At 47.5% G+C, this 549-nt stretch carries 1 protein-coding gene; it reads right to left on the bottom strand.

Going from position 1 to position 549, the window contains the following annotated elements; translation table 11 throughout:
* A partial coding sequence (locus R8N47_RS27625) for a LysR substrate-binding domain-containing protein (RefSeq protein WP_318186415.1) occupies positions 1-549 on the bottom strand: 549 nt, incomplete at both ends.

Below are 549 nucleotides of genomic sequence, written 5' to 3' on the forward strand. Positions count from 1 at the left end.
CCTTTTCCAAACTGGTTTGCACCAAAGACGCCCGCGCCATTGCGATGCCCATGCTGTTTTTGGCGGCAATCATCGCCATATCGGCATGGTTAAAAAGGTAGGTTTTCTCCATCACATTAAGCGATTTCAGCTCAGGGTTGCTTTGGCTTGCTAACCAGCTCTGCCATTCATGATTTGGCTCGTTCGCTTCTAACGATTCAGTGCAATGAATAAAGGTCACGGTCTCAAATTGGCTGGCACTACTCACGCCATTGGAGAAATGTGTTTGGCTGTATTCAGGGCTACAAACCGGCATCAACTCTTCATCAAAAAGCCTTTGATGATGGAAACCCGGATGCTCGCTGTCACTGTAGTAAATCGCAATATCAACGGGCTCATGTAAGAAATCTAATCGGCTTGCCTTTACTCGAAGCTTGATATTGAGAGAAGGATACAAACGCTGAAATTCCACCATACGCGGCAGTAACCAACTCTGTGCAAACGTGGGGGCCACGCCGATGTAAAGCTCGCCACGCAGCTCGTTGAATTTGATGTCTTCAAGCTCAGAGA

Source organism: Vibrio sp. 2132-1 (assembly GCF_033344315.1).